General features: G+C 61.7%; 26 protein-coding genes and 2 pseudogenes. 18 read left to right on the top strand and 10 right to left on the bottom strand.

The features are described 5' to 3' along the window. The first annotated feature begins 16 nt into the window (after positions 1 to 16). The gene (locus tag BZ163_RS34875; RefSeq protein ID WP_168187381.1) at positions 17 to 178 is read left to right on the top strand and encodes a hypothetical protein; all 162 of its coding nucleotides are present in this window, start codon (positions 17 to 19) and stop codon (positions 176 to 178) included. A 290-nt stretch (positions 179 to 468) separates the two neighbouring features. Further along, complete coding sequence (locus tag BZ163_RS18470) at positions 469 to 1,368, top strand: polysaccharide deacetylase family protein (RefSeq protein WP_128872108.1); 900 nt, start codon at positions 469 to 471, stop codon at positions 1,366 to 1,368. A 212-nt stretch (positions 1,369 to 1,580) separates the two neighbouring features. Here BZ163_RS18470 and BZ163_RS18465 read toward each other — a convergent pair whose 3' ends face one another. Then, a complete protein-coding gene (locus BZ163_RS18465; protein ID WP_128872107.1) occupies positions 1,581 to 2,465 on the bottom strand; it encodes a LysR family transcriptional regulator in 885 nt (294 codons plus the stop codon). 127 nt (positions 2,466 to 2,592) lie between these two features. Here BZ163_RS18465 and BZ163_RS18460 point away from each other — a divergent pair. The 8 genes and pseudogenes from BZ163_RS18460 to BZ163_RS18425 all read left to right on the top strand — a co-directional run bounded on the left by BZ163_RS18460 (position 2,593) and on the right by BZ163_RS18425 (position 10,017). Beyond that, positions 2,593 to 3,740 (top strand): annotated as a pseudogene (locus tag BZ163_RS18460) (muconate cycloisomerase family protein). 10 nt (positions 3,741 to 3,750) lie between these two features. Next, positions 3,751 to 4,041 (top strand): muconolactone Delta-isomerase, encoded by a 291-nt coding sequence (gene catC, locus BZ163_RS18455; protein ID WP_128872106.1) that lies wholly within the window; start codon positions 3,751 to 3,753, stop codon positions 4,039 to 4,041. A gap of 55 nt (positions 4,042 to 4,096) precedes the next feature. Continuing rightward, on the top strand, positions 4,097 to 5,026 hold the full coding sequence (gene catA / locus BZ163_RS18450) for a catechol 1,2-dioxygenase (protein ID WP_128872105.1): 930 nt from the start codon (positions 4,097 to 4,099) through the stop codon (positions 5,024 to 5,026). Between the two features lie 120 nt (positions 5,027 to 5,146). Then, positions 5,147 to 6,106, top strand: a complete 960-nt coding sequence (locus BZ163_RS18445) for an AraC family transcriptional regulator (RefSeq protein WP_128872104.1) — start codon at positions 5,147 to 5,149, stop codon at positions 6,104 to 6,106. Positions 6,107 to 6,362: 256 nt separating this feature from the next. Beyond that, a complete protein-coding gene (gene benA, locus BZ163_RS18440) occupies positions 6,363 to 7,727 on the top strand; it encodes a benzoate 1,2-dioxygenase large subunit (RefSeq protein WP_128872103.1) in 1,365 nt (454 codons plus the stop codon). Continuing rightward, complete coding sequence (benB, locus tag BZ163_RS18435) at positions 7,724 to 8,212, top strand: benzoate 1,2-dioxygenase small subunit (protein WP_128872102.1); 489 nt, start codon at positions 7,724 to 7,726, stop codon at positions 8,210 to 8,212. The genes benA and benB overlap by 4 nt, the downstream gene beginning before the upstream one ends. A gap of 10 nt (positions 8,213 to 8,222) precedes the next feature. Next, the gene (gene benC, locus BZ163_RS18430; RefSeq protein WP_128872101.1) at positions 8,223 to 9,236 is read left to right on the top strand and encodes a benzoate 1,2-dioxygenase electron transfer component BenC; all 1,014 of its coding nucleotides are present in this window, start codon (positions 8,223 to 8,225) and stop codon (positions 9,234 to 9,236) included. 7 nt (positions 9,237 to 9,243) lie between these two features. Continuing rightward, positions 9,244 to 10,017 carry a 1,6-dihydroxycyclohexa-2,4-diene-1-carboxylate dehydrogenase gene (locus BZ163_RS18425; protein WP_128872100.1) on the top strand — a complete coding sequence of 258 codons (774 nt, stop codon included), beginning with the start codon at positions 9,244 to 9,246 and terminating at the stop codon, positions 10,015 to 10,017. Between the two features lie 13 nt (positions 10,018 to 10,030). Here the strand turns inward: BZ163_RS18425 and BZ163_RS18420 are convergent, their stop codons facing one another. Beyond that, complete coding sequence (locus tag BZ163_RS18420; protein ID WP_128872099.1) at positions 10,031 to 10,393, bottom strand: NUDIX hydrolase; 363 nt, start codon at positions 10,391 to 10,393, stop codon at positions 10,031 to 10,033. Between the two features lie 219 nt (positions 10,394 to 10,612). On the opposite strand from BZ163_RS18420, the gene BZ163_RS18415 reads away from it, so the two are divergent. Next, the gene (locus BZ163_RS18415) at positions 10,613 to 10,816 is read left to right on the top strand and encodes an SPOR domain-containing protein (protein ID WP_128872098.1); all 204 of its coding nucleotides are present in this window, start codon (positions 10,613 to 10,615) and stop codon (positions 10,814 to 10,816) included. A 6-nt stretch (positions 10,817 to 10,822) separates the two neighbouring features. On the opposite strand, the gene BZ163_RS18410 is transcribed toward BZ163_RS18415, so the two are convergent. Continuing rightward, positions 10,823 to 11,098, bottom strand: coding sequence for a hypothetical protein (locus tag BZ163_RS18410; RefSeq protein ID WP_128872097.1), 276 nt, complete (start codon positions 11,096 to 11,098; stop codon positions 10,823 to 10,825). A 90-nt stretch (positions 11,099 to 11,188) separates the two neighbouring features. Between BZ163_RS18410 and BZ163_RS18405 the strand changes: the two genes are divergently transcribed. The 3 genes from BZ163_RS18405 (at position 11,189) to BZ163_RS18395 (ending at position 13,141) form a co-directional block, all read left to right on the top strand. Further along, on the top strand, positions 11,189 to 12,415 hold the full coding sequence (locus tag BZ163_RS18405) for an RtcB family protein (RefSeq protein WP_128872096.1): 1,227 nt from the start codon (positions 11,189 to 11,191) through the stop codon (positions 12,413 to 12,415). Between the two features lie 100 nt (positions 12,416 to 12,515). After that, positions 12,516 to 12,734, top strand: a complete 219-nt coding sequence (locus tag BZ163_RS18400) for a hypothetical protein (RefSeq protein WP_128872095.1) — start codon at positions 12,516 to 12,518, stop codon at positions 12,732 to 12,734. A 71-nt stretch (positions 12,735 to 12,805) separates the two neighbouring features. Beyond that, positions 12,806 to 13,141 (top strand): hypothetical protein, encoded by a 336-nt coding sequence (locus BZ163_RS18395; RefSeq protein WP_128872094.1) that lies wholly within the window; start codon positions 12,806 to 12,808, stop codon positions 13,139 to 13,141. Positions 13,142 to 13,144: 3 nt separating this feature from the next. Here the strand turns inward: BZ163_RS18395 and BZ163_RS18390 are convergent, their stop codons facing one another. Then, positions 13,145 to 13,714: an Rrf2 family transcriptional regulator gene (locus tag BZ163_RS18390; protein WP_128872093.1), complete on the bottom strand. Its 570-nt coding sequence runs from the start codon at positions 13,712 to 13,714 to the stop codon at positions 13,145 to 13,147. A 253-nt stretch (positions 13,715 to 13,967) separates the two neighbouring features. Between BZ163_RS18390 and BZ163_RS18385 the strand changes: the two genes are divergently transcribed. From BZ163_RS18385 to BZ163_RS18365, 4 genes are all read left to right on the top strand, one after another. Next, a complete protein-coding gene (locus BZ163_RS18385) occupies positions 13,968 to 15,170 on the top strand; it encodes an NAD(P)/FAD-dependent oxidoreductase (RefSeq protein WP_128872092.1) in 1,203 nt (400 codons plus the stop codon). Between the two features lie 358 nt (positions 15,171 to 15,528). Beyond that, positions 15,529 to 16,818, top strand: coding sequence for an FAD-binding oxidoreductase (locus tag BZ163_RS18375; RefSeq protein ID WP_128872091.1), 1,290 nt, complete (start codon positions 15,529 to 15,531; stop codon positions 16,816 to 16,818). A gap of 26 nt (positions 16,819 to 16,844) precedes the next feature. Next, positions 16,845 to 17,399 carry a helix-turn-helix domain-containing protein gene (locus tag BZ163_RS18370; RefSeq protein WP_128872090.1) on the top strand — a complete coding sequence of 185 codons (555 nt, stop codon included), beginning with the start codon at positions 16,845 to 16,847 and terminating at the stop codon, positions 17,397 to 17,399. Between the two features lie 23 nt (positions 17,400 to 17,422). Next, complete coding sequence (locus BZ163_RS18365) at positions 17,423 to 18,769, top strand: glutamine synthetase family protein (RefSeq protein ID WP_128872089.1); 1,347 nt, start codon at positions 17,423 to 17,425, stop codon at positions 18,767 to 18,769. A gap of 183 nt (positions 18,770 to 18,952) precedes the next feature. On the opposite strand, the gene BZ163_RS18360 is transcribed toward BZ163_RS18365, so the two are convergent. From BZ163_RS18360 to purU, 6 genes and pseudogenes are all read right to left on the bottom strand, one after another. Then, the gene (locus BZ163_RS18360) at positions 18,953 to 19,531 is read right to left on the bottom strand and encodes a sarcosine oxidase subunit gamma (RefSeq protein WP_128872088.1); all 579 of its coding nucleotides are present in this window, start codon (positions 19,529 to 19,531) and stop codon (positions 18,953 to 18,955) included. A gap of 3 nt (positions 19,532 to 19,534) precedes the next feature. Beyond that, positions 19,535 to 22,429, bottom strand: a pseudogene (locus BZ163_RS18355) (2Fe-2S iron-sulfur cluster-binding protein). Next, on the bottom strand, positions 22,426 to 22,725 hold the full coding sequence (locus tag BZ163_RS18350) for a sarcosine oxidase subunit delta (protein ID WP_064677183.1): 300 nt from the start codon (positions 22,723 to 22,725) through the stop codon (positions 22,426 to 22,428). Before BZ163_RS18350 ends, BZ163_RS18355 begins: the two are co-directional and overlap by 4 nt. 13 nt (positions 22,726 to 22,738) lie before the next feature. Next, entirely contained in the window at positions 22,739 to 23,980 is a 1,242-nt protein-coding gene (locus tag BZ163_RS18345) for an FAD-dependent oxidoreductase (protein ID WP_128872087.1), read from the bottom strand. Beyond that, positions 23,962 to 24,867: a bifunctional methylenetetrahydrofolate dehydrogenase/methenyltetrahydrofolate cyclohydrolase FolD gene (gene folD / locus BZ163_RS18340; protein ID WP_128872086.1), complete on the bottom strand. Its 906-nt coding sequence runs from the start codon at positions 24,865 to 24,867 to the stop codon at positions 23,962 to 23,964. Before folD ends, BZ163_RS18345 begins: the two co-directional genes overlap by 19 nt. Further along, positions 24,864 to 25,730: a formyltetrahydrofolate deformylase gene (gene purU / locus BZ163_RS18335; protein WP_064677186.1), complete on the bottom strand. Its 867-nt coding sequence runs from the start codon at positions 25,728 to 25,730 to the stop codon at positions 24,864 to 24,866. Before purU ends, folD begins: the two co-directional genes overlap by 4 nt. Positions 25,731 to 25,755: the final 25 nt, after the last annotated feature.

Here is a 25,755-nt window from a genome sequence, read left to right as displayed (position 1 = left end):
AGGAAGAGAGGTGAGCATGGCAACTGACCAAAAGCGTCCGGAACCGGATGATGAAGACATGGATGAACCGACGGAAGAAGAGCTCGAGCGGCAAAAGCGTTCGTCGCCTACCTGGAAGCATCCTGACGACGGCAAAGAGCTTTCGGATCGCGACCAGGAATTCCCGCTGAAGCCCTGATCAATCTGCACATGCAACAACACCCCCGCTATTGAGCGGGATGCCGTGGTTGTAGGAGCAAGCTTGCTCGCGATGGACTCTGGAGCGCCGCGTTTAGCCAGGAACCACGCGTTATCGTTGTCGACCTTCGCTAGCAAGCTAGCTCCTACATTGAATGCCTCCACAGGCCTACACGTATTTCCAGTTGAACATCAGGATCTATCGCAGCGCCGGAACCAAACTCTGTGTACCTTGTTCCAACCTGCGCCCGCACAGACGTGTGGGCGCAACCGTCTGGCCCAAGGCAAATCATGAAACAGCTGGTCAAGGTTTTATCGGCGTTCGCCATCGCAGTCGGTCTGCTGGGGTGCATCGCTTCTCCCATCGAGATGACGCCGCAGACCGAGCAACGTCTGCGCGCGCAACCGCCAATCCGTTTCCTGCTGACCTTCGACGACGGTCCCAGCGCATCCAGTTGGTGGAATCCGACCGTGACCGTGCTCGACAGCCTGGCGCGCAATCCGCTGCAAGCGGACATCAAGGCGGTGTTCTTCGTGCAGACCCGCGCCTCACGGGCCGGCGGCAGCGAGTTGGGGCGCGAAATCATGCAGCGCGAACAGGCCGAAGGCCACATTCTGGGCTTGCACACCGCCACGCCCGGGCACAGCAATCATCGCTCGCTGGACGGGCCGGCACTGCAGCAGTCGCTCAGCAACGGCAGCGCCGATATTGCCGCGATCGCCGGAGCGCCGCCGACCCTGCTGCGTCCGCCATTCTGGAGCTACGACAAGCGCACCTTCACGGCTTATCGGCAACAGGGCCTGCATCTGCTGCTCACCGACCTGAGCGCCAATGACGGCAAGATCTGGGGTTTCAACGCCAGCCCCCGGCGACGGGCCAACATGCTGCGGCAACTGTCCGAAGTCCGTGAGCGCATCGCCCGGGGCGAGCTGCCGACCGTGGACGGCGTGATTCCGGTGGTGGTGACGTTCCACGATCTCAATCGCTACACCGCCCGGCACACCCGGGAGTACCTGCAAATCCTCCTCGACAGCGCCAGCGCCACCGGGGTGAAGTTGGCGCAGAAGCCGTTTTACGACGATACGGCAGCGCTGCAACGCGCCGCCATGGCCCGTACCGTTCGCGACAGTTCACAGGCGGTCAAGCTGCCGGGCATCTGGAACTGGCTCTGGAGCGGCAACCCCCATTGAAGCACGCTGCGCGCTTCTAATGTAGGAGCTGGCTTGCCAGCGAAGCAGTCAAAGACACCGCGTTGATTCAGGAAGACACCCGTTATCGTTGACGTCCTTCGCTGGCAAGCCAGCTCCTACAGGGGGCGAGGTGGCGACCTGACAGCCGACCAATTCATTTCGACACTGCTGGAATCCCCCCGTAGGGCGAATGCGCTTGTCGCATCGCGGTTTCATGCCGATGGCAACAGCTCGTCGATCATCCGCAAGCAATGATTCAACCCCGGCGAGACGTCGCCGACACGCCGGCTGAGGATGATCGGCGAGGTGGCGTTGTCTTCCAGCAGCGGGGTGAAGCCAATGTCGTCGCGGTGCAGCAATTGCACCGAGGCCGGCACCAGCGTGACCCCGATGCCGGCGCCCACCAAGCCGATGGCGGTTTGCAGTTCATTGGTCCATTGCGCCACATGGATGCTCACGCCATAGGATTCGAACAAGGCGATCACATGGTCGGCATAGCTCGGCCGCGGATTGCCGGGGTACAGCACAAAGGGTTCCTTCGCCAGTTCGCGCAGGCTGATCGGCCCGGCCAGCAACGGGTGGCCGGCGGGCAGGGCGGCGACCAGCCGGTCTTCGGTCAACACGGTCTGGATGATGGCCGGGTCGTCGATACGGATCCGCCCGAAGCCGATATCGATGCGCCCGGCCTTGAGCGCCTGCACCTGTTGCAGGGTGGTCATTTCCGAGAGCCCGAGCTCCAGTTCCAGGGGTTCGCCGCTGCGCAAGCGACGAATCAGCTCGGGCAGGACGCCGTAGAGGGTCGATGGCGCAAAGCCGATGCCCAGCCAGGTCTTTTCGCCCAGACCGATGCGCCGCGTGTTGTCGCACACCTTGGCCAACTGTTCGAGCAGGGCGCTGGAATGCTCATGGAAAAACCTCCCGGCGTCGGTCAGTTTCAACGGCCGCCCGCGTTCCAGCAGCATGACCCCCAGTTCGTCTTCCAGTTGCTGGATCTGTCGACTCAGCGGCGGTTGGGCGATGTGCAGCAGCTCGGCGGCACGGGTGAAATTGAGGGTTTTGGCCAATACCTGAAAGTAACGCAGGTGACGCAGTTCCATGGAGCCTCCCGTTGGGCAGTGGTTGAATACCTTTAAGGTATCAAGCCAGACTAATTCTATATTGGCCGCCCGGAAAAAGCCGTACGAGAATCCGGATCAGAACTTCAAGAACCTGACGGGTATCGACATGCTTGCAACAGCCATTGAATCGATCGAGACGATCATCGTCGATCTGCCAACCATCCGCCCGCACAAGCTGGCGATGCACACCATGCAGAACCAGACTTTGGTGATCATTCGTGTGCGCTGCGCCGACGGCATCGAAGGCATCGGCGAATCCACCACCATCGGTGGCCTGGCTTACGGCAACGAAAGCCCTGAAAGCATCAAGACCAATATCGATCGACACTTCGCGCCGCTATTGCTGGGCCAGGACGCCAGCAACGTGAACGCCGCGATGTTGCGCCTGGAGCGCAGCATCCGTGGCAACACCTTCGCCAAGTCCGGCGTCGAAACCGCTTTGCTCGATGCCCAGGGCAAGCGCCTTGGCCTGCCAGTCAGCGAATTGCTCGGCGGCCGCGTGCGCGATTCCCTGCCAGTGGCCTGGACCCTGGCCAGTGGCGACACCGCCAAGGACATCGCCGAAGCGGAACAAATGCTCGACCTGCGCCGCCACCGGATCTTCAAGCTGAAAATCGGCGCCGGTGAAGTCAACCGCGACCTGGCCCACGTCATCGCCATCAAGAAAGCCCTGGGTGATCGCGCCAGCGTGCGGGTCGATGTCAACAGGCCTGGGATGAAGCGGTGGCATTGCGTGCCTGCCGGGTCCTGGGCACCAACGGCATCGACCTGATCGAACAACCGATTTCGCGCAACAACCGCGCCGGCATGGCGCGCCTGAATGCCATGAGCCCGGCGCTGATCATGGCCGATGAGTCGATCGAGTGCGTGGAGGATGCCTTCAACCTGGCGCGAGAAGGTGCGGCATCGGTGTTCGCCCTGAAGATCGCCAAGAATGGCGGCCCTCGCGCCGTGTTGCGCACCGCAGCCATCGCCGAAGCGGCCGGCATCGGCCTGTATGGTGGCACCATGCTCGAAGGTGGCGTCGGCACCATGGCCTCGGCCCATGCCTTTGTCACCCTGAACAAACTGGCCTGGGACACCGAGCTGTTCGGTCCATTGCTGCTGACCGAGGACATTCTCGGCGAGCCGCTGGTCTATCGCGACTTCGAACTGCATGTGCCGAAAACACCGGGCCTGGGCCTGAGCCTGGATGAAGAGCGCCTGGCGTTTTTCCGTCGCGACAAATCATCCACTGTCCTTCATCACGCCTGAGGAGTGCATCATGCTGTTCCACGTAAAGATGACCGTGAACCTGCCGGTCGACATGAATCCCGAAATCGCCGCCAGGCTCAAGGCTGACGAAAAAGCCCTGGCCCAGCGCCTGCAAGAGCAGGGCAAGTGGCGGCACCTGTGGCGCATCGCCGGGCTGTATGCCAATTACAGCGTGTTCGATGTCGACAGCGTTCAGGAACTGCACGATCTGCTGATGCAACTGCCGCTGTACCCGTACATGGCGATCGAAGTCACCGCGATGTGCCGGCATCCTTCGTCGATTCGCGAAGATGACCGCTGAACCCAGCCTGTTCAGTTCGCTACGCTTATAATTACAAGATGAGGAACCCACCAAAATGAACGTCAAGATTTCCCACACTGCCGAAGTACAAAAGTTTCTCGAAGAGGCCAGCGGCCTGCTCAACGATGCAGGCAACCCGCGCACCAAGGCGCTGGTCTACCGCATCCTGCGTGACTCGGTGAATATCATCGAAGACCTGGCCGTAACCCCGGAAGAGTTCTGGAAAGCCGTCAACTACCTCAACGTGCTGGGTGCGCGCCAGGAGGCAGGATTGCTGGTGGCCGGGATCGGTCTCGAGCATTATCTCGACCTGCTGATGGACGCCGAAGACGAGCAGGCCGGCAAGGCTGGCGGCACTCCGCGCACCATCGAAGGGCCGCTGTACGTGGCGGGTGCACCGCTGTCGGAAGGCGAAGCACGCCTGGATGACGGCGTCGATCCGGGTGTGGTGCTGTTCATGCAGGGCCAGGTCAAGAACACCGCCGGCGAACCCTTGGCCGGTGCGGTGGTGGATGTCTGGCACGCCAACACCGGCGGCACCTACTCTTACTTCGATACCACGCAGTCGGAGTTCAACCTGCGTCGGCGCATCGTCACCGATGCCGAAGGTCGCTATCGTTTCCGCAGCATCGTGCCGTCGGGCTACGGTTGCCCGCCGGACGGTCCGACCCAGCAGCTGCTCGATCAACTGGGCCGTCATGGCCAGCGCCCGGCGCATGTGCACTTCTTCATTTCCGCGCCGGACCATCGCCACCTGACCACCCAGATCAACCTGGATGGCGATCAATACCTGCATGACGATTTTGCCTATGCCACCCGTGACGAGCTGATCGCCAAAATCACCTTCAGCGACGATCAAGAGCGGGCAGCGGCCCATGGCGTGACCGGTCGTTTTGCCGAAATCGACTTCGATTTCACTTTGCAGACTTCCGCACAACCCGATGAACAGCAGCGTCACGAGCGGGTTCGCGCACTCGAGGACTGATATCCTTAAGTAGCGGGACCGGGCCACGAGATAACCGACCGTTTATCTCGTGGCTTTGCTTGTGACGAGCTCTGCCCCGCAAGACCCGCAGCACCCTATAACAACAACGAGAGTGACCCGATGATGCAAGCGCAATTGTTGAGTCAGCGCAGCACCGTATTCGACCATGCCGATCCTTACGCGGTGTCGGGCTACGTCAATCAGCACGTCGGTAACCATTGCATCCTGATGCCCCGGGCCGGGCGACCGCTGGCCAGCCTCAATCACCGCAAATTTGCCAGCCTCGACCTCTGCCGCATCAGCTATGGCGGTAGCGTACGGGTCACCTCCGGCGCCCTGGAAAGCATCTATCACCTGCAGGTATTGCTGCAAGGCAACTGCCTGTGGCGCGGCCATGGCCAGGAACACTACTTTGCCCCTGGCGAATTGCTGTTGATCAACCCTGACGATCCGGTGGACCTGACTTACTCCGACGATTGCGAGAAATTCATCCTCAAGGTGCCCACGACATTGTTCGAGTCGGTGTGCGACGAACAGCGTTGGCGGTACCCGGGGCAGGGCGTGCGGTTCCTGGAGAACCGCTATCAGCTCGACGAACTTGAAGGTTTTGTCGGTTTGCTGGCGATGATTTGCCAGGAAGCCGAGGCCACCGAGCAAATTCCCAAAGTGCAGGAGCACTACGCGCAGATCATCGTCAGCAAGATGCTCAGCCTGATGAAGACCAACGTCAGCCGGATCAGTCTTGGCTCGCAGACGGCCACGTTCGAGGTGATTGCCGACTACATCGATCGTCACCTCAAGCAGGACATCGATAGCGAAGAGTTGGCCCGCCAGGCGCGGATGAGCCTGCGTTCGCTGTATGGCTTGTTCGAACGCAACGCCGGTACCACGCCGAAAAACTACATCCGGCAAAAGCGCCTCGAACGCATCAAGGCCTGCCTGAGCGACCCGACCTGTAACGTGCGCAATGTCACGGAGGTGGCCATGGATTACGGCTTCCTGCACCTGGGACGATTTTCGGACAACTACCGCAAGCAATTCGGCGAATTGCCTTCGGACACCCTCAAGCGCCGGCACTGACCTTCTATCATCTCGACACAGATCAGCTGTAGGAGCTGGCTTGCCAGCGAAGGCGGCCTCAAGCCTTGCATCGCCCATGCACACGCCTTCGCCAGCAAGCCGGCTCCTACGGTCCGCATGCACCGCCGATTCAACGGCAGTATCTAGTCCCCTGGGGCTGCACTAAACGGATACAGGTCTGCACCCAGCGGATAGTCCGAACCATCCCCCCGTCCTAGCATGGTCCTGCCTGACAATAACAATGGAGGCGGTGGCCATGACCCTGCGACCCGAATACCTGCATTCCCTGCTTGAAGACGATCCAGAGCAGGGTATCTATCGCTGCAAACGCGAGATGTTCACCGACCCGCGGCTGTTTGACCTCGAGATGAAACACATCTTCGAAGGCAACTGGCTGTATCTCGCCCACGAAAGCCAGATTCCCAACAAAAACGATTTCTACACCACCACCATGGGGCGCCAGTCGATCTTCATCGCGCGCAACAAGGACGGTGTGCTCAACGCATTCCTCAACGCCTGCAGCCATCGCGGCGCGACGCTGTGCCGGCACAAGTCCGGCAACAAGAGCTCCTACACCTGTCCGTTCCACGGCTGGACCTTCAACAACTCCGGCAAGCTGCTCAAGGTCAAGGATCCGGCCGAAGCGGGCTACCCGGCCAGCTTCAACTGCGAAGGCTCCCACGACCTGACCAAGGTCGCGCGTTTCGAATCCTATCGCGGCTTCCTGTTCGGCAGCCTCAACGCTGATGTGTTGCCGCTGGTCGAGCACCTGGGCGAGTCGGCGAAGATCATCGACATGATCGTCGACCAGTCCGCCGATGGCCTGGAAGTGCTGCGCGGTTCCTCCAGCTACATCTACGAAGGCAACTGGAAACTCACCGCCGAAAACGGCGCCGACGGCTATCACGTCAGCTCCGTGCACTGGAACTACGCCGCGACCCAGAACCAGCGCAAGCAGCGCGAGGCCGGCGATGACAATCCGACCATGAGCGCCGGCAGCTGGGCCAAGCAGGGCGGTGGTTTCTACTCCTTCGACAAGGGCCACATGCTGCTCTGGACCCGCTGGGCCAACCCTGAGGACCGTCCGCTGTACGAGCGTCGCGACGAACTGGCCCAGGACTTCGGCAAGGCTCGCGCCGACTGGATGATCGAGAACTCGCGCAACCTGTGCCTGTACCCGAACGTGTACCTGATGGACCAGTTCAGCTCGCAGATCCGTATCGCCCGGCCGATTTCGGTCAACCGCACGGAAATCACCATTTACTGCATCGCCCCCAAAGGCGAAAGCGATCACGCCCGTTCGAGCCGGATTCGCCAGTACGAGGATTTCTTCAACGTCAGCGGCATGGCCACCCCGGACGACCTGGAAGAGTTCCGCTCCTGCCAGACCAGTTACGAGGGCAGCGCGACGGCCTGGAACGACATGTCCCGTGGTGCCGAGCACTGGGTCGAAGGCGCCGATGAGGCCGCGCAGGAAATCGATCTGCATCCGCTGCTCAGCGGCGTGCGCACCGAAGACGAAGGCCTGTTCGTGCTGCAGCACAAGTATTGGCAGCAGACCATGCTCAAGGCCTTGGCCGCAGAGCAGTCCGACCTGATTGCAGTGGAGGCCGTGCAATGACTATCACCTATGAAGCCGTGCGCGACTTCCTCTATCGCGAAGCTCGCTACCTCGATGACCGGCAATGGGATGAATGGCTGGAGTTGTATGCAGCGGACGCCACCTACTGGATGCCGTCCTGGGACGACAACGACGAGTTGACCGAAGACCCGCAGCGGGAAATCTCGCTGATCTGGTACGGCAACCGCACCGGCCTGGAAGACCGCGTGTTCCGGATCAAGACCGAGCGCTCCAGCGCCACCATGCCGGACACCCGCACGTCCCACAACATCAGCAACATCGAGCTGCTCGAACAGGCTGACGGATTGTGCAAGGTGCGCTTCAACTGGCACACCCTGAGCTTTCGCTACAAGACCGTCGACAGCTATTTCGGCAGCAGCTTCTACACCCTGGATGTGCGCGGTGAGAACCCGCTGATCAAGGCCAAGAAAGTGATCCTGAAGAACGACTACGTTCGCCAGGTCATCGATGTTTACCATTTGTGAGGCTGCCGTCATGACCCATTCCATTGCGTTCAACTTCGAAGACGGTGTCACCCGCTTTATCGACGCCAATGCCGGTGAAACCGTGGCCGATGCCGCGTACCGCCAGGGCATCAACATTCCGCTGGACTGCCGCGACGGCGCCTGCGGCACCTGCAAATGTTTCGCCGAAGCCGGTCGTTATGACCTGGGCGAGGAATACATCGAAGACGCCCTCAGCAGCGATGAGGCCGAGCAGGGTTTTGTCCTGACCTGCCAGATGCGCGCCCTGAGCGATTGCGTGGTCCGCGTGCCGACCTCCTCGGATGTCTGCCGCACCCGCCAGGCCAGCTATGACGCGACCATCAGCGCCGTGCGCCAGCTGTCCGACAGCACCATTGCGCTGTCGATCAAGGGTGAAGCCTTGAGCAAACTGGCGTTCCTGCCGGGGCAGTACGTGAACCTGGGGATTCCCGGCAGCGAACAGACCCGCGCCTACTCGTTCAGCTCGTTGCAGCGCGATGGCGAAGTCAGCTTCCTGATTCGCAACGTGCCTGGCGGCCTGATGAGCAGCTTCCTCACTGGCATGGCAAAGGCGGGCGACAGCATGAGCCTGGCCGGGCCGTTGGGCAGTTTTTACCTGCGCGAGATCCGCCGTCCGTTGTTGCTGCTGGCTGGCGGTACCGGCCTGGCGCCGTTCACCGCGATGCTGGAGAAAATCGCCGAGCAGGGCAGTGAGCATCCGCTGCATCTGATCTACGGCGTGACCAACGATTTCGACCTGGTGGAAATGGATCGCCTGGAAGCCTTCGCAGCCCGCATCCCCAACTTCAGCTTCAGCGCCTGCGTGGCCAGCCCCGACAGCCGGCACCCGCTCAAGGGCTACGTGACCCAGCACATCGAGCCCAAACATTTGAACGACGGCGACGTCGATGTCTACCTGTGCGGCCCGCCACCGATGGTCGAAGCGGTCAGCCAGTTCATTCGCGAACAAGGCATCGCCCCGGCGAACTTCTACTACGAAAAATTTGCCGCCAGCGCCGCGTGAGGTACACATGAACAGATTTCACGAAAAAGTCGCGTTGATTACCGGTGCCGCCCAAGGCATCGGGCGCCGGGTGGCCGAGCGCATGGCAGCCGAGGGCGCGCAGTTGATCCTGGTGGATCGCTCCGAGCTGGTGTTCGAAGTGCAGGCGGCATTGGCGCCGGGCAGCCAGGTGCTGGCCCTGACGGCCGATCTTGAGCAGTACGAAGAATGCAGCCGGGTGATGCAGGCCGCCGTCGAGCGCTTCGGGCGCCTGGACGTGCTGGTCAACAACGTCGGCGGCACGATCTGGACCAAGCCTTTCGAACACTACGAACCGCAGCAGATCGAAGCCGAAGTCCGTCGTTCGCTGTTCCCGACGCTGTGGTGCTGCCATGCCGCGCTGCCGTTCATGCTTGAACAGGGCAGTGGCGCCATCGTCAACGTGTCGTCCATCGCCACCCGCAGTGTCAATCGCGTGCCCTACGGTGCGGCGAAAGGTGGGGTGAACGCGCTGACCGCGTGCCTGGCTTTCGAAACCGCCGGGCGTGGCATTCGAGTCAACGCCACCGCCCCCGGTGGTACCGAAGCGCCGCCGCGGGCCATCCCGCGCAACGCCGCGCAGCAAAGTGCCGAGGAGAAAGTGTGGTATCAGCAGATCGTCGACCAGACCCTCGACAGCAGCTTGATGAAACGCTACGGCACCCTGGATGAACAGGCCGCGGCTATCCTGTTCCTGGCCAGCGACGAAGCGTCCTATATCACCGGCATGACCCTGCCGGTCGGCGGTGGCGACCAGGGCTGACAAGTCTGGGCAGCTAAAAGCGACGCTGAAACGCCTGGACGATCCTGAGCGTAGCGTCGCTTGTGTCCAGGTTGTGTATCGCGTCCAGCGGATACCAGATGCAATCGAAGATTTCGTTTTGCGGCCGGGCCTCTCCCGGGTTCAGCACCGAGGCCTCGTAGACGTGGTGTCGGGTACTGCCGGTTTGCAGCTCCATCAGATACAGCAGGCCGTCGACCCCCAGCCCGGTTTCTTCGTGAAGTTCGCGCATGGCCGCGCCCGCGATGGTTTCACCGCGCTCGACCTTGCCGCCCGGCAGCGTCCAGCGACTCTTGAGCTTGCGCACCAGCAGAATATGCCGGTCCTGCTCGCAAATGACGGTTGCGCGTACTTTCATGTGCCACTTGATCGCCTGTTGTCATGAATCAGACATAAGAATGCAATATTCCGGCCGGAACCGTCCCGATTGCTGCTTGATAGGTTGGAGTGGCGGGAGGCAGAGAAAGTGCAAACCGATTGCAACCACCGGCGCGACGTCTGGTCTGCATTTAAGTAAGGGGCAGGTGTAAGGTAATCAACTCAAAGGTGGCTGATCACTGCCGAACAGGAGGTAACCATGAGTGTTCCCATGCTCAACAAGATGCACATGAACGGTTATGACGTACTCAGCGTCAACAACGGCCCATGGCGGGTCTGCACCGAGGGTGACCGGCTCGGCGCGTTTGCCAGCAGGGAAGAGGCGCTGGCCTTTGCAGCCTCTCTCCCCGGTTACAAATCCCGGGCAAAAAAGCCCGCCACCAGTCAGAAAACCGATAAATAGTGCGCCTTAAGCCCCGGTTTGCCGGGGCTTGTCGTGTTCAGGCGGATTGTGCTCTTTTCGACTGATCGCCTTGGCCTTCACCTCTTCGGCATAGCCCGCCAAACGCTGTTCGTCGCCCTGGAACAGTTCGCACAAGCGTAGGGCTGCCTGTGCGTCTACATCATTGCCCGCCTGGCGCAACTGGTCCGCGATGCGCAAAAGCTCGACCGCCGACCATCGCAAGTCCGAGGCAACGCTTTGCAGGTCGCGACGAAGTTCGTTTTCCGATTCGTTAAGCCACATAATGCTCTCCTGATAAGCTCCGCTAAGAAATTTTAGTCCCATTTCGGCGGGGGAGCGTTAAGTTCGTCCGATACCTATAGAACCGCAATCATGCAAGCCTCTACCTGGCAACTGTTGGAAGTGCGTAACGGCAAGCCGATCAAGCTGTGGACCGAGGGCGTCCCGGTCGAGAGCGAAGCCCGGCAGCAATTGATCAACACCGCGAAGATGCCGTTCATCTTCAAACACCTGGCGGTCATGCCCGATGTGCATCTGGGCAAAGGGTCGACCATTGGCAGCGTGATCCCCACCGTGGGCGCGATCATCCCGGCCGCGGTCGGGGTCGACATCGGCTGCGGCATGATCGCCGCGTGCACCACGCTGAGCGCCGCCGACTTGCCCGACAACCTGCACGCGCTGCGCAGCGCCATCGAAAGGGCCGTACCCCACGGCCGGATACTGAGCCGGGGTCGCCGCGACGAAGGCGCGTGGCACAGCGTGCCAAGGCAGGCGGATCAGGCCTGGGCGGCGCTGGACCCGCGGTTCAAGGCCATCACCGCCAAATACCCGAAACTGGCCAGCACCAACAACCGCCACCATTTGGGCACGCTGGGCAGCGGCAATCATTTCATCGAGGTCTGCCTGGACGAGGCCGACAGGGTCTGGTTCATGCTGCACAGCGGCTCGCGCGGCGTCGGTAACGCCATTGGCAACCTGTTCATTCAATTGGCCCAGGCAGACATGCGTCAGCACCTGGCCAATCTGCCGGACCGCGACCTGGCCTACTTCGAAGAAGGCAGTCGGCATTTCACGGACTATGTCGAAGCGGTGGGCTGGGCCCAGGATTTCGCCCGGCAGAACCGTGCCTTGATGATGCAGGCGGTGATCGGGGCCACCCGGCAAGTGATCCACAAGCCATTCGAGGTCGCGCTGGAGGCCGTCAATTGCCATCACAACTATGTGCAGAAAGAGCGGCATTTCGGTGAGGACGTGTGGGTCACCCGCAAGGGCGCGGTGTCGGCAAAAAAAGGCGAACTGGGGATCATTCCCGGCTCCATGGGGGCGAAAAGCTTCATCGTCCGCGGCCTGGGCAACGAACAATCGTTCTGCTCCTGCAGCCATGGCGCCGGGCGCACCATGAGCCGTACCAAAGCGAAAAATACCTTCACCGTCGACGATCAGGTCCGCGCCACGGCCCATGTGGAGTGCCGCAAGGATGCATCGGTGATTGATGAAATACCGATGGCCTACAAGGATATCGACAAGGTCATGCAGGCTCAGCGCGAACTGGTGGAAGTGGTGCACACCCTGCGCCAGGTGGTCTGCGTCAAAGGCTAGGCGTGAAAGGCGCGTCCTTTTGTCGGGAAAATAACGCGAATTCGGCAGGTTGGTGTCGTATTGAGGTAGCCAATTACTTGCTGTGACGAGGCCCTTTCAAATGACGACTACCGATGATTTCAGATTTCATGCCCATGAGCTGATAGTCGATCTCGACGCGGCCACCACGGAAATGATGAAGCTTATTTCTGCTCATCAGCTGAGCGGCCCGGAATGGGAACGGGTCAGTCAATGGCAGCATGATGCCTATGAACGGTGGATGACCTATCTGAACGCCAGGTCCTATCCGGAATCGGATGATACAAATACCCCGCACTGAGTTCTGCTCAATGGATGGATGTCTGGTCAGCGACGCGCTACATTGCGTCCTTTTCAGGAAAGGGAAGCGTCATGCGAATGTTGATCGGGGCCTTGGGGGTGGCGTTGCTGGCGGGCTGTTCGTTGCCCGCGTCAGTGGTGCCGGGTGAACCGAATGTAAGCAAGTACAGCGAAAAACCGCCCAAGGAATACGCTGCCTGCGTCCTGCCGGCCTGGCAGCAAGTGGTGCCCAACTCGACTCAGGCGGGGATTTCCAATGGCTACCGGATCACGGCGCCGAGCATCATCACAGCCGACGAAATCCTCGATATCGTGAAATCCAAAGACGGCAGTCGCGTATCGCTGTATCAGGGACCGCCCTGGGCTAAATCAGCGGCGTTGCGCCAGGCTGTGCGCGACTGTCTGTAGGATTCAATCGCGGATCTCGTTCACCTGGATGAGTGTGTCGTCGCTTGCCTGAGCGTTTGCAGCGCTTTTCTTTTCCCGACGATCGTTCATCCAGTGGTCCACTTGCTCGCCGAATTCCGGCGGGGCCTTGCGCCCGACCTTGCGCGCCAGATCCAGAATGGTCTGCTGGGCGAGGGCTTCTTCCATGCGTTTCTGCGCCGTCATCATCACGGCATGCACCGCGCAGGGACCGGCCACCGCCCAGTCGGGCGTGGCGCCTTCGAACAACGCGCAGCGCCCACGAATCTCGCGGCAATCAAAGATGAGTTTCTGGCCGTCGATGGCATTGACGATATCGAGCACGCTGATTTCGTCGGCAGGCCTGGCCAGCTTGAACCCGCCGCGCACCCCCTCGGTCGCCACCACCAGCTTGGCCTTGGCCAGTCGGGTGAAGATTTTTGCCAGATAATCCAGAGGCACGCCTTGCAACTCGGCGAGGTCGCGCACACTCGCCTCCCGGGTGTCCCCGTGGTGACCCACCAGAAAAATCAGGCAATGAATGCCGTACTCGACGCCAGCGCTGTAAAGAGACATCGGTATCTCCGACTAATGTTGTCGTAAATATTAGCAGCTGGACGTGAGTCAGGCAACGCGCCTGGTACGCGCTCAATGGCAGGGCGCACCATAGTGATGCGGCTGCTTAGAAATCGAATACGTCGATGGCAACCATCACAAAAAAACCATTGCGCAAAGTAACTCGGATCAATACAGTCGTAGTTATTCGGTCGGCACTGACAGGTGTGCGACCGCTTGCGAACTCATCATTGGTCTTCCCCCGGAGTTGAAAATGAAACAGCACATTCTGGTAATCGGCGCAGGTTTCGGTGGCATGTGGACGGCGTTGAGTGCGACCCGCCTGTTCGATATCCATGCTCACAACGACGTTGAAGTCACCGTGTTGGCCCCGCAGGCCGAGCTGCGCGTTCGTCCGCGCTTCTATGAACCCAATGCGCACCAACTGGCGGCACCGATCGGCGAGCTGTTCGAGGCGGTCGGCGTCAAGTTCATCAAGGGCGCTGCGGACTCCATCGATGTGCAGCAAAAGCGGGTGGGCTACCTCGATGCTTCGGGCACCCGCCACACTTGCAGCTACGACAAACTCGTTCTGGCCACCGGCAGCCGCCTGGCACAGTCCAGCACTCCGGGTGTGACCGAACATGCGTTCGACGTCGACCAGATCGAACAGGCCATACGCCTGGAAAACCACCTCAAATCCCTGGCCGACCAGCCGCACAGCAAAGCCCGCAACACAGTGGTCGTCGCCGGCGGTGGCTTCACCGGGATTGAAACGGCGAGCGAAATGCCGGCCCGCTTGCGGGCGATCCTCGGTGACGAGCCCGATATCGAAGTGATCATTGTCGATCGCGGGGAGAAAATCGGCGGATCCATGGGGCCGGAGATCGCCAGGTCGATCGAGGAAGCCAGTCTCGAGACAGGGGTGAAATGGCACTTGCAAGCCTCGGTGGTCGCCATCGACGCCAATGGGGTGGACCTGAGTGACGGCCAGCGCATCGACGCCAGCACCGTGATCTGGACCACCGGCGTGCGCGCCAGCTCGCTGACCGAGCAGATCCCCGCCGAACGCGATCATCTGGGCCGGCTGCACGTGGACAGCCACCTGCAAGTCATCGGCCAGGACGACATCTTCGCCACCGGCGATGTCGCCTGCGCCGCCACTGACGACATCGGCAATTACGCCTTGATGACTTGCCAGCACGCCATCGTGTTGGGCCGCCACGCCGGCAACAACGTCGCCGCGCAGATCCTGGGGGTGGACCCGACGCCGTACCGCCAGCCCAAATACGTCACCTGTCTGGACCTGGGGGCGTGGGGCGCGGTGTACACCGAAGGCTGGGATCGCCAGGTCAAGCTGGTCAGGCAGGAAGGCAAGGCGCTCAAGACCCAGATCAACACCCAGTGGATCTACCCACCGCTGGCCGATCGCGAAACGGCCTGGGCCGCTGCGGATCCGCTGATCCCGATCGCATGACAGGCCCTGTAGGAGCGAGCTTGCTCGCGATAATCGTTAACGATAACGCGTTCGATCTGGTTAAACGCGGCGCGCTTGATTCCATCGCCAGCAAGCTGGCTCCTACAGTTACTGCGTAATCGGGCGGCCTGACAGCGTACCCTGTAGGAGCGAGCTTGCTCGCGATGGACGTCAACGATAACGCGTTCCATCTGGCTGAACGCGGCGCGCTTGAATCCATCGCCAGCAAGCTGGCTCCTACAGTTACCGGTGTTTCCCGGAATGGTAAATAGCCTTTTTCCGGCTGAAAGGTTGCGACTGTGAAATTTAACCTGTATTTTTTCATGAAATTATAAATATAAAATTTCATGAGGCCCGCATGTTTCAACAATCCACCCGGCACGTCGACAGTTACTACGCCCACAGCTGTGCGGATCTTTTAGTCGATCGAGCGGCCCTGGAAGGGGAGCAGGACGCGGAAGTGTTGATCATCGGCGCCGGCTTCAGCGGCCTGCATACCGCGCTGCGACTGGCCTTGGCCGGCAAGCGCGTGACCGTGCTGGAAGCCAGCCGGGTGGCATGGGCCGCGTCGGGACGGAATGGCGGCCAGGCCATTCTCGGTTGGTCGTGCGACATGCCGCCACTGGAGGCGGCGCTGGGCCACGAACGGGCGCGGCGCTTGTGGGAGGGCATGCGCTGGGCTGCGCGGGAGTTGCGCGCGTTACCGGCACGGCATGCTTTCGAGTGTGATTATCGGGCGGGTCATCTGTGGACGTCGGTGATGCCGCGGCGGGTCAAGCTGCTCACTGAGTGGCAGCATGAGGCCAGCCACAAATGGGGCCACGACGGGTTGCAGTTCATCCCCCGTGCGCAGTTGCCGCAATGGGTCGCCAGTGAGCGCTATCAGGCAGGCCTGTTCGATCCGGAAGGCGGGCACCTGAATCCGTTGAAGCTGGCACTCGGCCTGGCCACCGCGATCGAGCGTGCCGGTGGCAAGATTCATGAGCAGAGTAAAGCCTTGAGTTATCGCGAAGCGGGCAATCAGTACGTGGTCACCACCGGGCGCGGCCGCATTCGGGCCGACGTGTTGGTGCTGGCGTGCAACGCTTATCTCGATCGGCTGGAGCCGAAGCTGTCGAGTTGTGTATTGCCGGTCGGCACCTATCAGGTGGCCACGGCGCCGCTCACGGCACAGCAGGCGAGCGCGCTGTTACCAAGCAATGTGTGCGTCACCGACAATCAGTTCGTGCTCGATTATTTCCGCCGCACCCCGGACAACCGCCTGCTGTTCGGCGGTGGCTGCACCTATCTGGGCGGAATGCCCCGGGACATCGCCGCCGCGACCCGGCCCTGCCTGGAGCGTGTGTTCCCCCAGCTCAAGGGCGTCGAGCTGCAATTCGCCTGGGGCGGACACATCGACCTGACCCTCAAGCGCACCCCGGACATCGGTCGACGGGGCGAACTTTATTGGCTGCAGGGGTATTCGGGGCACGGCGTACTGCCGACGCTGGCCGGGGCCCGCGCAGTGTCGGACGCGATACTGGGGCAGCCGGATGAGCTGGCGCTGTACCAGGGATTGGTCAACGGCAGTTTCCCCGGCGGAAAATACATGGCGGCGCCACTGGAAGCCATCGGCAAGGCCTGGTACCGACTGCGCGACAGCCTTTGAATTGCACCCTTTCTGGAAGCCTTTGGATGGACATGCAAGAAGAAATCTCGGCGCTGGCGATCCTGATCCAGGACCTGCGCAAGCACAAGAAATACACGCTCAAGGATTTGGCGGACAAGATCGGTCGTTCCGTGGGCTTTCTCTCCCAGGTCGAGCGCGGATTGTCACGGCCGACGGTGGCGGACTTGACCGCCATCAGCGAAACCCTCGGCGTGCCGACCACTTATTTCTACAGTCTGCCCAAACCCATGGCCCTGCGGTGGGTGACCCGTCCGGACGAGCGCCGCACCCTGTATTACGCCGATGGCATCACCGACATCCTGGTCTCGCCCAAGATGCGCGCCTCGTTCTCGATGCTGGAAAGCCAGCTCGAGCCCGGCGCCAGCAGCGGCGACCGGCACATGAATGACAGCTCGGAGCAGGGCGGTTATGTCCTGGAAGGCGAGCTGACGTTATGGCTGGCTGACGACGAGCCGGTCACCTTGCAGGCTGGCGACAGTTTTCAACTGGCCAGTCATGCCCACTGCCGCTACGGCAACCTCTCGGACCGACTCACCCGCGTGCTGTGGGTCTACACCTGATGACACGACAAGGACTATCAACGATGGATGCTGTCTGCTCCGATCTGCTCGCCGAAGTTCGCACCTTCCGCCAGCGTTACCCGGATGTGCGTTATGTGGACCTGATCTCCCTGGACATTCCCGGGCATTTCTACGGCAAGCGCTACCCGATCGAGATGCTGGAAAAGGTCGCTGCCGGCAGCGCCCTCAAGCTGCCGCAGAACTGTGTGTTGCTGGGGACTCAAGGGGGGCTGTTCAAGATTGGCGACTACTGTTTCAACGACGGCGATCCGGATGCGCCGCGGCGTCTGGTGGCTGGCACCTTGAAACGGGTGGGCTGGGAACAGCAGCCGCTGGGGCAGATGCTGATCACTTCGAGCGGCACGGAACAACCGATTGTCTTCGAACCGCGGGAAGTATTGGCGCAGGTGCTGGAAAGGCTCGGGCGCAAAGGGATTTTCCCGGTGGTGGCGTTCGAGCTGGAATTCTATCTGTTCGATCGACAGTTACAGGGTGGCCTGCCCCAGTTTCCGCGCGATCCGCTGAGCGGCGATGCGGACGACCAGCCAAACATGCACATCGAGCGCCTGTCGCGATTTTCCGCGGTGCTCGATGACATGGTCGATACCGCGCAGGCGCAAGGCATCGATGCCACGGTGATCACTGCCGAGCTGGGCCCTGGCCAGTTCGAAATCAACTTCGGTCACCTCGATGACGGTCTGCGCGCCGCAGACTGGGCGGCCCTGTTCTGCCGCAGCACGCGGGGCGTGGCGCTCAAGCATGACTATCGCGCCAGCTTCATGGCCAAACCTTATCTGCACCATCCGGGCAACGGCATGCATGTCCATGTCAGCCTCTACGACGAGGCGGGGAATAACCTGTTGGCCGTCGACGGGCAGCAGGCGCTGCGCCATGCGGTGGCAGGCTGTCTTGAGGTATTGCCCCATTGCATGCCGATCTTTGCCCCGAATCACAATGCCATGCGGCGCTTGAGCGGCACGGTGAACGTCGCGACGCGGGCCAGCTGGGGCTTCGAAGACCGTGACGCCTGTCTGCGGGTGCCCGAATCGGATGAGCGGAACCTGCGGATCGAACATCGCCTGTCAGGTGCCGATGCCAACCCTTATCTGGTGCTGGCGGCGATTCTGGTGGGGCTGGAACAGGGACTGCAAGCCGGTCGCGAGCCGATCGCACCACTCAACGAAGACCGCAACAGCGGTATCGATTTTCCGCTGGAGATGCTCGAAGCGGTGCAGTCGATGCAATGCCATTCGCCGTTGCGCGAGGGGTTGGGCGCGGAGTTCGTGGATGTCTACTGCGAGAACAAACGTCAGGATCACCTGGCGTTCATGCAGGAGATCAGCGCACGGGAATACCGGTGGTTTTTGTAGGTTGCCTTAAAAATAGTGTGGATATTTAAGGGTTTGGGAATATTAGTAACTGGATGGTTAGCTAAAATATCTTGTTACAGTCAGAAATATTGCGTAATATTCGCCCCGCGTTCACCACCACGGTTTATGCATTTTTAAGTCCCGGGCGTCCATCAGCTGCCCGGGATTTTTTTTTGCCTGGATTTAATGGCGCGCGTTGAACTCCTCCATCGCGTCCAGCAGGGCCTCCTGAAAATACGCCTGCGACGCCCGGTCGCAAAGGATGTGCAGGCTCGCTTGCCGCGCACTGCCGGCGTTGATCACGATCACGTTGATGCGGGCCGCCGACGTCTGCGCCACAGCCCCGGGGCCGAACGCCTGCGGGCTCAGGTCAACGCCGCAGAGCTTGGCCATCACCTCACTCGGATGTTCCCCCGTCAGCTGAAACCAGGCATGGCTGTCCTGGCGCGGCAGCAGATAATTGGCCTGATGATCGAGCTCCCAGCGGGCTTCTTCATCCGCCAGGCGCTGGCCCTGATCTTCGGGGCTGCCCAGCAGCAGGTATTCGCTCTGCGACAGCCGCGCCACCAGGCTGCCATCGGCTTGAGTCACGGCGCGGTTCGGTGCATCGGGCAGGGCGAAACCGCGGCTGCGCAGGTATTCGGCACTGTGGGCGCCGCGGAAACCGACCCGAGACAGGTCGGTCAGGTCCGTCAAGCTGCAGCCTGGCAACGGCGCCAGGGTTTGCCGGCCAACACGGGGTTGTTCTTTCAGACTGGTCATCACTCAAAGCTCCTGGCGTTGGTTGGCGGGATCGAAGAAGGGCAACTTGACCACCTCGGCCTGGACCACGATGCCGCCTTCGACGCGGATCGGAATCCGTTGCCCCGGGGTGCTCTGGTCGATGCCGGCATAGGCCAGGCCAATGATCTTGCCCAGGCTGGCGGAATACTCGCAGGAGGTGACATTGCCGCTGATATCCGGCCCCTTGAGCACCAGGTGGCCCTCGAGGGGTTGCAGGCTGCCCTTGGGCAACGCGAAGCCCACCAGTTTGCGTTTCAGCGGCTGGGCTTCGAGGATGTCCACCGAGCGCCGGCCGACGAAGAACGGCTTGTTGCGGCTGACCGCCCAGCCCATGTCGATTTCTGCCGGGTGGGTCATGCCGTCGGTGTCCTGGCTGATGATCACGTGGCCTTTTTCCAGGCGCAGCAGGCGCTGGGTTTCGACGCCGAAGGGGCGGATATCATGGGCCTTGCCGGCGTGCATCAATGCGTCCCACAGCTTGAGACCGTGGCGTGCCGGGACGTGGATCTCATAGCCCAGTTCGCCGACGAAGCCGACCCGCAGCAGTCGTGCCTTGATGCCCGCGACCGTGCCCTGACGCACGCCCAGGTAAGGGAAGCCTTCGGCGCTCAGGTCGAGGTCGGTGCAGACCTGTTCCAGCACCTTGCGCGAATCGGGCCCGGCGACGTTGATCGCGCAAATGGCCGCGGTGACGTTGGCGACGTCCACATCCAGGCGCCATTGGGCGTTCCACTTGAGCATTTGCTGGTAGATCCGGTCGACGCCGCTGGTGGTGGCGGTGACGTAGAAATGGTTCTCGGCAAACCGCGCGCAGACGCCGTCGTCGATCACCACCCCGTGCTCGTTGGTCATCAGCGCATAGCGCGAGCGACCGATCGGCTGCTTGAGAAAGGCGAAGGTGTACATCCGGTTGAGCAGCTCGGCGGCGTCCGGGCCGCGCACATCCAGACCGCCCAGGGTCGAGACGTCGATCAGGCCGACCTTGTTGCGCACGTGCAGGGCTTCGGCCTGCATGCAGGCATCGCGATCCTTGGCGTTGCCATAGTAGGCCGGACGTTGCCAGATGCCGGCGGGCATCATTTTCGCCCCGGCTTGCAGGTGGCGGGCATGCATCGGTGTTTGCCGGTACGTCGAACGCGCGACCGGCGACATGCGCCAGCTTTTCGGCCACGAACGGCGGACGCGCGGTGGTGACGCCGGTTTCGCTGATGTTGCGCTGGGTCGCCCAGGCCACCAGCCGCGCGGTCGGCAGCGCCGAGTGGCGGCCCTGGGACGGGCCCATGCCGACGGTGGAGTAGCGCTTGACCAGTTGCACGTCGCGATAGCCGATGCGGGTGGCGTTGACGATATCGGCCACTTGCAAGTCCTCGTCGAAGTCGACGAAGTCCTTGCCCTTGGGGTGGGGGAAGATCGGCCAGTTGAAGTTGACCCGGGCTTCGCCGTTGAAAGGGACGCGTTGGGCACCCACTGCCAGGCCCAGGGCGAGGGCGGCCTCGGTGCCGGCATTCACGCCATCGGCGATGACGTTGTCGAGCCGGTGACGCGCATTGACCGAGCCTGCGACATTCAGGTGCTGTGGCAGGCCGCTGATGGTGAACTCCGCACGCTGGTCGTCGTAGGCCAGTTTGCCGCCGGCCTGGCACAGCAATTGATAGACCGGCATGTAGCCGGCAGACATGCACAATAAATCGCAATCCAGGCGTTGCCCGCTCTCGGCGACCTGGCCTTGCGCGGTGATCTTGCGCACGTCGACGCCGTTGATATGGCGCATGCCTTTCTCGTGCAGGGCTTCATAGACGGTGCTGTTGCCCTGACGGTAAATCTTGCGTTGCGCCAGGGCGCCCAGCAGGGATTCGTCCGAAGGCCCCTGGCGCATGTCCACCACGGCGACCACTTCCACCCCCTGGTCGTGCAAGTCCAGCGCGGCAAGGTAACCGTCATCGTTGCCCGTCAGCACCACGGCGCGATTGCCCGGCTTGACCGCATACAGTTTCATCAGCCGTTGCGCGGCACTGGTCAGCATCACCCCCGGCAGGTCGTTGTTGCGAAACACCACCGGCTGATCGAAGGCGCCGCTGCACACCAGGCACTGCCGGGCACGCACTTTGTACAAGCGTTTACCCTGGATCACCGGCAGGTAGTTGTCGGTGAACCAGGCGTTGCAGGTGGCTTCGGTGAGGATGTGGATATTGGCGTGCTGCTCCACCGCAGCGAGCAGTTCGCGGCGCAGGGTCTCGGCCCGGTTGCCTTCGATATCGAAGCGGGCATAGGTCAGCGAACCGCCGAGCAACGTCTGTTGCTCGATCAGCAACACCTTGGCCCCTGCGTTGGCCGCCGTCAGCGCCGCATGCAGCCCGGCTGGCCGGCGCCGATCACCGCGACATCGGTGAACAGGTAGGCCTTGTCGTAGTACTCGGGCTGGAACTTGAGGTCGAGCACACCGAGGCCGGCTTTCTTGCGAATGATCGGTTCCCAGATTTTCCACATGCCCTTGGGCTTGTAGAACGAGCGGTAGTAGAAGCCCACCGGCATGAATTTCGAGAATTTGCCGAGGTAGGCGTCCTTGTCGTTGTCCAGCGAGCCGTTGACGTTCTGCGCAGTGACCTGCAAACCGGCGGACAGGGCGTGGGCATCGGCCAGCACGTTCGGCTCCTGGGGCAACTGCACCAGGCTGTTGGCGTCCTGGCCGGCCATGGTCAGCGGGCCGCGGGGGCGATGGTATTTGAACGAACGGGAGATCAGGAAGCGCCCGTTGGCCAACAGGGCGCTGGCGATGCTATCGCCTTGCAAGCCCTGGTAGCGGTGGCCGTCGAAACTGAAATCCAGCGGCTGATCACGGTCGATCAGCAAGCCCATGGGGGCGGGTAGGCGATTCATCCGGCGATCTCCTTGGCGGCGCTGAAGTCGACGCGGGTGGTGAACAGTTCTTTAGGGTCGAAGGTGCGCAGGATCTCGTCGCTGACAGTGTGACGTTCCGCGAGGAACCAGTAGCTCGATGGCGTATGCATCCACCACTCGCGCACCACGCCGGCGAGGTTGTCGGTGTTGAACACGTAGTCGGCCCATTCGGCGTCGCTGCAGGTCAGAGGATCGGGCATGGGTTTGAATTCACCGCCATAGGTGAACTCACTGATATTGCGCGGCCCGTTGAGCGGGCACGTCATGATTTTCATAGTCCGCTCTCCGTCAGTGACTGGCCGCCGTGGCGCCCATTTCGTTGACTTGCTGGAAGGTCGAGAAACGTTCCAGGCCAAAGGGTTTGATCAGCTCCGGCACCTTGCCGCCGCTGGCCACCAGCTCGGCCATGGTCTTGCCGCAGATCGGCGTGGCCTTGAAGCCCCAGGTGCCCCAACCGGCGTCGAGGTAGTAATTCTTCACCGGTGACAGGCCCATGATCGGGCTGTAGTCCGGGGTCATGTCGGTGATCCCAGCCCATTGGCGCATCAGCTTGGCGTTGGCCAGGAACGGGAACATCTCGATCGCGTGGGCCAGCAGGCTTTCCTTCAAGTCGAGGGTGGAGCGGGTATTGAACAGTGGATAGGGATCGGAGCCGCCGCCGAACACCACCTCGCCACGACTGGTCTGTTGCACGTAGCAGTGCAGGGCGGAGGAACTCACCAGCGGATCGAGAAACGGCTTGAACGGCTGGGTGACCATGGCTTGCAGGGGGAAGGTCTGGATCGGCGAACGGATCCCGGCCTTGGCCATCAGCAACGAACTGTGACCGGCAATCGCCTGGACCGCGCAACCGCACTTGATGGTGCCGCGATTGGTTTTCACCGCGGTGATGGCGCCGTTCTCGATGATCAGGTCCTGGACTTCGGTGAGCTGGTGGATTTCCACGCCACGCTTGGCGGCCTGCTTGGCATAGCCCCAGGCCACGGCGTCGTGGCGCGCGGTGGCGCCGTCGATGTGCCAGAGCCCGGCGATCACCGGCAAATGACCGGGATCGAGGTTGAGGCTGGGCACCAGCTCGCGGATCTGCTGGCGTTCGATCATCTCGGTGCGCCCGCCGAAGTGCTTGTTGACCTCGGCCCGCTGACGGAACGAACGTACCGTGGCGTCGGTGTGGGCCAGGGTCAGCTGGCCGCGCTCGGAGTACATGATGTTGAAATCGAATTCGTTGGACAGCGACTGGAACATCCGCACCGACTCGGCATAAAAACGCACGCCTTCGCTGGTCAGGTAGTTGGAGCGGATCACCGCGGTGTTGCGCGCGGTATTGCCGCCGCCCAGGTAGGACTTCTCCAGTACTGCGATGTTCGTGATGCCGTGGTACCTGGCCAGGTAATAAGCGGTGGCCAGGCCGTGGCCGCCGGCACCGATGATCACCACGTCATAGCTCGCCTTGAGTTCCTTCGGTGGCGGCAGATCCACGTCCACCGGGTATTCCGAACTCAGCCCGTATTTCAATAGATTGAATGGCATGGGGCCTCCGATTGGCTGCGTTGAGCCTGGTGTTGCGCAAGGGCCGCGGTTACGGTGTTTTTCATCAGGAAGGCGATGGTCATCGGGCCGACTCCCCCCGGTACCGGCGTGATCGCCGCGACATGGGGCAGGGCGCTGTCGAAGTCGACATCCCCCACCAGGCGGCTGCGACCGGCGTCGTCGATGCGGTTGATGCCGACGTCGATCACCACCGCGCCGGGCTTGAGCCAGCTGGCATCGATCAGTCGCGGCCGACCCACGGCGGCGATGACGATATCGGCCTGACGGCACAGGGCCTGCGCATCGCGACTGCGCGAATGCAGCACAGTCACCGAGCAGTCAGCCTTCAGCAGCAGGGCGGCCATGGGCTTGCCGACAATGTTCGAGCGGCCGATCACCACCGCGTGCTTGCCGCTCAAATCACCGCAGGTCTGCTCCAGCAAATACAGGCAACCGCTGGGGGTGCAAGGGGCGAGTACCGTGCGACCTTGACTGAGACCTCCGACGTTCTGACTGTGGAAACCGTCGACATCCTTGTCCGGGGAGATGGCCTCCAGGGCGCGCAATTCATCCATGTGCGCCGGCAACGGCAACTGCAGGAGAATGCCGTTGATCGAGCGGTCGGCATTCAATGTGGCAATCAGGTTCAGCAATTGTCCGGTGCTGGTGTCCGGGGACAGCCGATGCTCCACGGAGCGGATGCCCACCTCTTCGGCACGCAGGATCTTGTTGCGCACGTAGACCTGGCTGGCCGGGTCGCAGCCCACCAGAATCACAGCCAGCGCCGGTTGAATGTCTTGCTCGCGCAGGCTGTCCACGTCCTTGCGGACTTGAACCAGCACCCGGGCAGCCGCGGCCTTGCCGTCGATCAATGTGTAGGCGTTCACCGGAAGATCACCGTTCTGTCCTGGTTGAGGAAGACCCGGTGTTCGAGGTGGTATTTGACCGCCTTGGACAGGGCCACGGTTTCGGTGTCCCGGCCGGTGGCGACCAGGTCGTCGGGCAGGTAGACATGATCTACGCGCTGTACTTCCTGCTCGATGATCGGTCCCTCGTCGAGGTCGCTGGTGACGTAATGGGCGGTGGCGCCGATCAGTTTCACTCCGCGCTGGTAGGCCTGGTGATAGGGCTTGGCACCCTTGAAACCGGGCAGGAACGAGTGGTGAATGTTGATCGCCCGGCCCGAGAGTTGCTTGCACAGGTCGTCGGAGAGGATCTGCATATAGCGCGCCAGCACCACCAGTTCGGTGCCGGTGTCGTCGACGATCTTCATCAGCTCGGCTTCCTGCCGGGCCTTGGTGTCCTTGGTCACGGGCAGGTAGATGAAGCGAATGCCTTCGCGTTCGGCCATGGGCCGCAGGTCGAGGTGGTTGGAGACGATGGCGGTGATGGTCATGTCCATCTCGCCCTTGTGGTAGCGGTAGAGCAGGTCGGTGAGGCAGTGGTCGAACTTGCTGACCATCAGCAGCACGCGCATCGGTTCGCGGGTGTCGTGCAGTTCCCAGGTCATGTCGAACGCCTGGGCGACGTCGGTGAAACCGTCCTTGATCTGCTGGATGTCGCCCGGATGGCCGTCGTTGAAGCGGAAGACTGCACGCATGAAGAAGCGGCCGCTGAAGTCGTCGTCGAATTGCGCCATCTCCCCGATGTAGCAACCGTTGTCCGCCAGGTAGGTGGTGACGGCGGCGACGATGCCGGACACCGCGGGACAGGTGATCTTGATGATGAAATGGTTTTTTTCGTGTTGCATGACACGTCCTCGGGATGATGGCGGC

The organism is Pseudomonas sp. VI4.1 (assembly GCF_002029345.1).
Classification (GTDB): Bacteria; Pseudomonadota; Gammaproteobacteria; order Pseudomonadales; family Pseudomonadaceae; genus Aquipseudomonas.
The sequence above is the reverse complement of the archived record's forward strand: the minus strand, read 5'-3'. Positions and strand labels throughout refer to the sequence as shown.

Bases quoted from the DNA above. Each gene is read 5' to 3' on its own strand.
- BZ163_RS18395 (WP_128872094.1), top strand. From the start codon at position 12,806: ATGCGAATGTTGATCGGGGCCTTGGGGGTGGCGTTGCTGGCGGGCTGT.
- BZ163_RS18390 (WP_128872093.1), bottom strand. From the start codon at position 13,714: ATGTCTCTTTACAGCGCTGGCGTCGAGTACGGCATTCATTGCCTGATT.
- BZ163_RS18345 (WP_128872087.1), bottom strand. From the start codon at position 23,980: ATGCCATTCAATCTATTGAAATACGGGCTGAGTTCGGAATACCCGGTG.
- benC (WP_128872101.1), top strand. From the start codon at position 8,223: ATGACCCATTCCATTGCGTTCAACTTCGAAGACGGTGTCACCCGCTTT.
- purU (WP_064677186.1), bottom strand. From the start codon at position 25,730: ATGCAACACGAAAAAAACCATTTCATCATCAAGATCACCTGTCCCGCG.
- BZ163_RS18385 (WP_128872092.1), top strand. From the start codon at position 13,968: ATGAAACAGCACATTCTGGTAATCGGCGCAGGTTTCGGTGGCATGTGG.
- BZ163_RS18350 (WP_064677183.1), bottom strand. From the start codon at position 22,725: ATGAAAATCATGACGTGCCCGCTCAACGGGCCGCGCAATATCAGTGAG.
- BZ163_RS18370 (WP_128872090.1), top strand. From the start codon at position 16,845: ATGGACATGCAAGAAGAAATCTCGGCGCTGGCGATCCTGATCCAGGAC.
- BZ163_RS18360 (WP_128872088.1), bottom strand. From the start codon at position 19,531: ATGACCAGTCTGAAAGAACAACCCCGTGTTGGCCGGCAAACCCTGGCG.
- BZ163_RS18445 (WP_128872104.1), top strand. From the start codon at position 5,147: ATGATGCAAGCGCAATTGTTGAGTCAGCGCAGCACCGTATTCGACCAT.
- BZ163_RS34875 (WP_168187381.1), top strand. From the start codon at position 17: ATGGCAACTGACCAAAAGCGTCCGGAACCGGATGATGAAGACATGGAT.
- benB (WP_128872102.1), top strand. From the start codon at position 7,724: ATGACTATCACCTATGAAGCCGTGCGCGACTTCCTCTATCGCGAAGCT.
- BZ163_RS18420 (WP_128872099.1), bottom strand. From the start codon at position 10,393: ATGAAAGTACGCGCAACCGTCATTTGCGAGCAGGACCGGCATATTCTG.
- BZ163_RS18470 (WP_128872108.1), top strand. From the start codon at position 469: ATGAAACAGCTGGTCAAGGTTTTATCGGCGTTCGCCATCGCAGTCGGT.
- benA (WP_128872103.1), top strand. From the start codon at position 6,363: ATGACCCTGCGACCCGAATACCTGCATTCCCTGCTTGAAGACGATCCA.
- catC (WP_128872106.1), top strand. From the start codon at position 3,751: ATGCTGTTCCACGTAAAGATGACCGTGAACCTGCCGGTCGACATGAAT.
- BZ163_RS18365 (WP_128872089.1), top strand. From the start codon at position 17,423: ATGGATGCTGTCTGCTCCGATCTGCTCGCCGAAGTTCGCACCTTCCGC.
- BZ163_RS18375 (WP_128872091.1), top strand. From the start codon at position 15,529: ATGTTTCAACAATCCACCCGGCACGTCGACAGTTACTACGCCCACAGC.
- BZ163_RS18405 (WP_128872096.1), top strand. From the start codon at position 11,189: ATGCAAGCCTCTACCTGGCAACTGTTGGAAGTGCGTAACGGCAAGCCG.
- BZ163_RS18465 (WP_128872107.1), bottom strand. From the start codon at position 2,465: ATGGAACTGCGTCACCTGCGTTACTTTCAGGTATTGGCCAAAACCCTC.
- BZ163_RS18410 (WP_128872097.1), bottom strand. From the start codon at position 11,098: ATGTGGCTTAACGAATCGGAAAACGAACTTCGTCGCGACCTGCAAAGC.
- BZ163_RS18400 (WP_128872095.1), top strand. From the start codon at position 12,516: ATGACGACTACCGATGATTTCAGATTTCATGCCCATGAGCTGATAGTC.
- BZ163_RS18415 (WP_128872098.1), top strand. From the start codon at position 10,613: ATGAGTGTTCCCATGCTCAACAAGATGCACATGAACGGTTATGACGTA.
- BZ163_RS18425 (WP_128872100.1), top strand. From the start codon at position 9,244: ATGAACAGATTTCACGAAAAAGTCGCGTTGATTACCGGTGCCGCCCAA.
- catA (WP_128872105.1), top strand. From the start codon at position 4,097: ATGAACGTCAAGATTTCCCACACTGCCGAAGTACAAAAGTTTCTCGAA.